This is a genomic window from Stenotrophomonas sp. 05L44_2 (assembly GCF_056665995.1).
Window position 1 is genome coordinate 1 of sequence record NZ_JBFTNR010000221.1, and the last position, 5,493, is coordinate 5,493.

The 5,493-nt window shown below is 65.7% G+C and carries 3 protein-coding genes; 1 reads left to right on the top strand and 2 read right to left on the bottom strand.

Annotated features, from left to right (window positions below; translation table 11 throughout):
• Nucleotides 1–180: 180 nt before the first annotated feature.
• Together AC1VAN_RS09585 and AC1VAN_RS09590 are read right to left on the bottom strand one after the other, a co-directional pair.
• Nucleotides 181–2,286, bottom strand: a complete 2,106-nt coding sequence (locus AC1VAN_RS09585; RefSeq protein WP_313115216.1) for a phosphoglycerol transferase I — start codon at nucleotides 2,284–2,286, stop codon at nucleotides 181–183.
• A gap of 261 nt (nucleotides 2,287–2,547) precedes the next feature.
• Nucleotides 2,548–4,191 (bottom strand): ABC1 kinase family protein, encoded by a 1,644-nt coding sequence (locus tag AC1VAN_RS09590; protein ID WP_480985704.1) that lies wholly within the window; start codon nucleotides 4,189–4,191, stop codon nucleotides 2,548–2,550.
• 212 nt (nucleotides 4,192–4,403) lie between these two features.
• Here AC1VAN_RS09590 and AC1VAN_RS09595 point away from each other — a divergent pair, with 212 nt between their 5' ends.
• Nucleotides 4,404–5,330, top strand: coding sequence for a DUF808 domain-containing protein (locus AC1VAN_RS09595; protein WP_480985705.1), 927 nt, complete (start codon nucleotides 4,404–4,406; stop codon nucleotides 5,328–5,330).
• Nucleotides 5,331–5,493: the final 163 nt, after the last annotated feature.

Genomic DNA, 5,493 nt, shown 5'->3' on the forward strand with positions numbered 1-5,493 from the left:
GCGCCATCGAGCCCCCAAGGACGGGTTTACGGCGTGTCCTGCCAACCCACACCGCCCCGCCATCCCACGGAACACCAGCTGTTGCTGTTGCTGTTGCTTTGGCTGTTGCCGTTGAGGTTGYCGGCCAGCGGCCGGCACTACTGCTTCGGCAGGTGCAGGGCGCAGCCCTGCCGAACCCCTTTACCCCCGCGGTCGGCCGCGCGAGGGCACAAGTGCGAAGGTATCCACCGCCAGCTTCTCGGCATGGTTCAACCACGCGCGGATTTCCAGATCATCCACTTCGTGGTCGAGCCCGAATGACACGTTGATCTTGCCATCGGCATCAGGCTGCACCCACTGCTGGGCCAGCACCACCTTGCGCTGCGAGGACACCGCTTCGATCCAGAAACCGCGATCCGGGCGCGTGCTCGCCACCAGCTGCAGCATGTACTGGCCGGCGCGGGTACGGCGGCCCTTCTGCGTGATCATGTGCGCCTGGCGCACGCTGGGGCGGGGGCCTTGGAAGGCATCCAGTGGTGCATCCACGTCGATGCCGTTGCGCAGCTGGCCGTCCCGGTACAGCTTGATGCCGTTGTCGCGGTTCACCAGCAGCGCGCACCAGTCGCCGTCGGCCGAGCCATCCTCGAACGCGGTGCAGCGATCGACGTAGGCGAGCGTGTTGTCCGGGTCGGCATCGTCGAACTGGCGCGAGGTGTTTTCCAGGTACACCGATTTCAAGTCCCAGTCCTTGTCGTATTCCAGCAGCACCGGCGGCTGCACGTGCTGCAGGCCCACCACCACCTGGTCGTCGCCGTCGATCTTCAGCTGCCGCGTCGGCTCACCCAGCCACAGCGAGCGGGCGAAGGCCAGGTACTGCGGATAATCGCGGCCGCCATCGCGGCGTGCCGCGGCGCTGGCACTCGGCGCGCGCTTGTCGTCCAGCAGCGAACGGCCAAAGCCCATCGTCTGCAGGTTCGGATCGAGCAGGCTGAGCAGGGTGGCCCCGGAATCCAGGGTCGAGCCGTCTTCAGCGGCCAGCTGGCGCGGGGCGACGCCATCACCGAGGAACAACAGCAGGTTCTCGCGCTTCTGCTTGGTCAGGATATGGCTGAGGTCATTGGGCATGGCCAGGTGATCGGAGGCGATCACGATCAACGTGTCCTTGCCGTACGGGCTGGCCTGGATGCGTTCGACCAGCTGCGAGATCAGGCGGTCGGTGCACTTGAGCGCATTGAGCATGCCGATGTTGCCGTACTGGCTCTGGTAGCGCTCGCCCTTGCAGGCCACCGGCAGGTGCCCGGCCGGGTGGTGCGTGTCCATGGTCAGCGTGGTCAGCATGAACGGCGCATCCTGTCGCGACAGCTGCTCGAAGCGCTGGTAGGCGGTGTCCAGCAGCACGTCGTCATGCACGCCCCACGCCGAGTAGTGGATACGGCCGATCTTCTTCTGCTGCTTGAACCACGCCAGGTCATGCACTTCATCGAAGCCGTGGCTGGCCAGGAACTGGCCCTTGCCGGCGAACTGGCCGTTGGCACCACCCAGGTAATGGTTGGTGTAGCCCTGCTGCTTGAGATAATCGCCCAGGCACACGGCCTTGGGCAGGAAGCTGCCCATGCGGTCCATGCTGTTCTCATCCCCCTGCGAGGTGGTCAGCGGCACGCCGCACATCGACGACACCAGGCCGGCGATGGTCCAGCCACCGCCTTCGGCCGAGGCCAGGCCGCGTACATCCAGCGACCTGGCCGCCAAGCGGTTGAGATTGGGCATCAGGCCGGGAAACACGGCCTCATCCAGATAGGTGCGCTCCAGGCTCTCGCCGTAGATCCAGACGATGTTGCGTGGGCGCTGCAGGGCCTGCGTGGGCACCTGGTATTCGGGGGCGATACGGGCGAAATCCACCGGGCGCAGCTGCTGATAGAGGCGCTGCCCGTCACGTGCCAATGGACTGATCATGATCGTGGCCACCCACAGCACGGCGAAACCGGCAAACCATGCACCACCGGCTGTGGGGCGGCGCCAACGCTTCACCCGCGTAGCGAACAGCGGCAGCAGCGACACGGCGGCCAGCACGATGAAGCCGGCGATATAGCCCTTGAAGTCGGCGACTCCGGCGCCTTCCATGTCCGCACCCAGGTGGTACAGGGTGGCGGCGTTGAGTCCGTCACCGGACAGCTTGTCGATCAGCCACCAGGCACTGAGCGCCAGCAGCAACAGCGAGAACAAGCCTGCTTTCCACCACACCCACTTTGCGGACGCGAGGAACAACCAGGACAGCAGCAACAGCGACAGCAGCAGAATCCAGAGCATAGGCAGCTTCGGCAGTGACGGGGTGGCGATGGACGTCGTACCGACGCGTGTCCATCCGACCGGCGCTGCTGCAAGCACATCTGCATGACAGGCCGATGACCCGATAGTGCATGCACGAACCTGACTGAAATGTTTGTTGAAATCGAGCGCGCGATATCACGCTGCGAACGTAAATCGAGCGTGAAAACTCACGCTCGATTGCATTAAAAAACTGCATGAATGCACTGTTTTCGCTGATCCACGCCGAGCGTGGATGCGACACTATCGATGCCCGCGTTCCTCGCGCGAACGCGCACGGCGATCGAACAACAATGCGCTGGTCACGATGCCCAGCCCAAGCACCACGCCGATCAACAACAGCACCAGTGCGATGGCGGGATAGCCCAGCACATGCCAGCCGGTGTCGATCTTCATCATCATTGCCGCCGCCATGATCAACGCGGCGCTGATGATGCCGGCGGCTACGCGGTTGGCGATCTTCTGCAGGTTCTCCATCAGCCGCGATTCTTCCAGCCCGGTCACCTTCATCTGCAGGCGGTTCTCGGCCAGCAGCGCCATGATGTCCGACAGCTTGCGCGGCCCGTCGCGCAGCAGTTGCTGCAGCTCCATCGCCTCGCTGGCCAGGTTGGCGGCCGACAGCGATTTTTTCAGGCGCGCGCGCATCACGTGCTGCAGCTGGCGTTCGACGATGCGGCGCGTGTCCAGATCCGGTGCCAGCAGGCGGCATACGGTTTCAAGGTTGAGCAGCGCCTTGCCCAGCAGGCTCAGCTCCGGTGGCGTGCGCAACCCGGATGAGGTGGCGATGCGCACCATGTCCAGCACCACGCGCCCTTCGGAGAAGTTCGCGCTGGCGGCATAGCGTGCGATCAGCTGGCCGGTCTCGCGCAGGTAGCGCTCCTCATCGAATGCCTCCAGCCGCGTGCTGATGCTGATCAGGTCGTCGGCCACTTCCTCGCCGCGGCCATCGACGGCGGCAAACAGGATCTTCAGCAGGCGCTCGCGCAGCCGCGGCGGCATGTGCGCGACCATGCCCAGGTCGAAGATGGCCAAGCGCCCGTCAGGCATCACCCGCAGGTTGCCGGGGTGCGGGTCGGCGTGGATTTCGCCGTGCACGAAGATCTGGTCCAGGTAACCGCGGATCAGCGCCGCCGCCAGCGGGTCCATCGCCTGTTCGGTGCGGCGCACATCGGGAATGGCATCCACGCGCACGCCGGTGGCCAGTTCCATGGTCAGCACGCGATGGCTGCTGTAGTCCCACAGCGGCTGCGGAATCCACAGGCGCCGGAACGGCTTCAAGTGCCGGCCGAAACGCGACAGGTTCTCGGCCTCGGCGTGGTAGTCCAGCTCCTGCATCAGCGTCTTGGCGAATTCGTTGAGCCAGTCGCGCAGGCGCACGCGGCGACCGATCTGGGTCAGATGGTCGGCGGCCAGGGCGAAGCTGCGCAGCACCTCCAGATCCGAACGCAGCTGCGCGGCCACCTCGGGCTTCTGCACTTTCACCGCTACCTCGCGGCCGTCATGCAGTACCGCGCGGTGCACCTGGGCGATCGACGCGCAGCCCAGCGGTTGTGGGTCGAATGCGGCGAACAGCTTGTTCACCGGCGCCCCCAGCTCCTGCTCGACGATGGCGTGGATGCGTTCGACCGGAATCGGCGCCACCTTCTCCTGCATGCGCTCCAGCGCGGTGGCGAACTCCACCGGCACCATGTCCGGGCGGGTCGACAGCATCTGCCCCAGCTTGAYGAAGGTGGGCCCCAGCGCTTCCAGGTCACTGACGAACTGCTCCGGATTGCCGTCCGGTGGCACGTCGGTGTGGCTGCCGGCAGCGTCCAGGTTCATGCCGGAGAACACGCCGGAATGGCGGTAGCGCATCAGCAGGCGCAGGATCTGGCTGCGCCGGTTCATGCCTCTGATCAGCGGCGGATTGCCTGTGGCGGTGGACGGATTGCTCAAACGACACTCCTCGAAGACGACGACCCGATGTCCGTGATCCCGCCGCCGGCGGGACCGGATTACGCTTCCAGTGTCCCTGCCGCCCGGTGGGCGCGCGGTGAACCCGCTACCGCAGGTGGCGCCGGATCGGTCAGAATCCGCTCATTCCCTTTACTGGATCCCCCATGGCCGGTGCCAGCCTGTTTGCCCTGCTTGACGATATCGCCTCCCTGCTCGACGACGTCTCGGTGCTGACCAAGGTCGCCGCCAAGAAGACSGCCGGCGTGCTGGGCGACGACCTGGCGCTGAAYGCGCAGCAGGTRACCGGCGTSMMCGYCAACCGYGARYTGCCSGTGGTGTGGGCGGTGGCCAAGGGCTCGCTGGTGAACAAGGTGATCCTGGTGCCGGCGGCGCTGGCGATCAGTGCGCTGGAAGCCTGGCTGCACAGCCGCGGCTGGAACGTGCCGCTGATCGTGCCGCTGATGATGATCGGCGGCGCCTTCCTGTGCTTCGAGGGCGTGGAGAAGCTGGCGCACCGTTTCCTGCATTCTGCCGATGAGGACGCCGAACACCAGGCCGAGCGGCGCAAGGCGCTGGCCGATGCGCAGGTGGACATGGTCGCGTGGGAAAAGGACAAGGTGAAGGGCGCCATCCGCACCGACTTCATCCTCTCGGCCGAAATCATCGTGCTGTCGCTGGGCGTGGTTGCCACGGCGTCGTTCATCAACCAGGTCAGCACCCTGGTGGTGATCGCGCTGGCGATGACCGTGTTCGTCTACGGGCTGGTCGCCGGCATCGTCAAGCTGGACGACCTGGGCCTGTACCTGTCGCGCAAGGGCGCGGCGCTGGCGGCAGTCGGCCGTGGCCTGCTGGTGTCGGCACCRTGGCTGATGAAGTTCCTGTCGGTGGCCGGTACCGCAGCGATGTTCCTGGTTGGTGGCGGCATCCTGGTGCACAACGTGCCGGCGCTGCACCACGCGGTGCAGGCGCTGGGCGGTGAAGGCCAGTGGGGCTGGCTGGTCAACGCGCTGGGCAACATGGTGGTCGGCATCATCGCCGGTGCCATCGTGCTGGCGGCGGTGACCGGGTTTCAGAAGCTGCGCGGCAAGTAAGCGCCGGCCCGCTGCCCGGAAGAGGCCGACCTTGGTCGGCGGTTTGTTGTCCGCGCGTGCCAACCAAGGTTGGCACCTACCCAGCGGTTTCCGGTGCCTTGCCCGGWAGAGGCCGACCTTGGTCGGCGGTTTGTTGTCCGCACGTGCCAACCAAGGTTGGCAC

Coding starts and splice junctions, on each gene's coding strand:
- AC1VAN_RS09585 (WP_313115216.1), bottom strand. CDS start 2,286: ATGCTCTGGATTCTGCTGCTGTCGCTGTTGCTGCTGTCCTGGTTGTTC.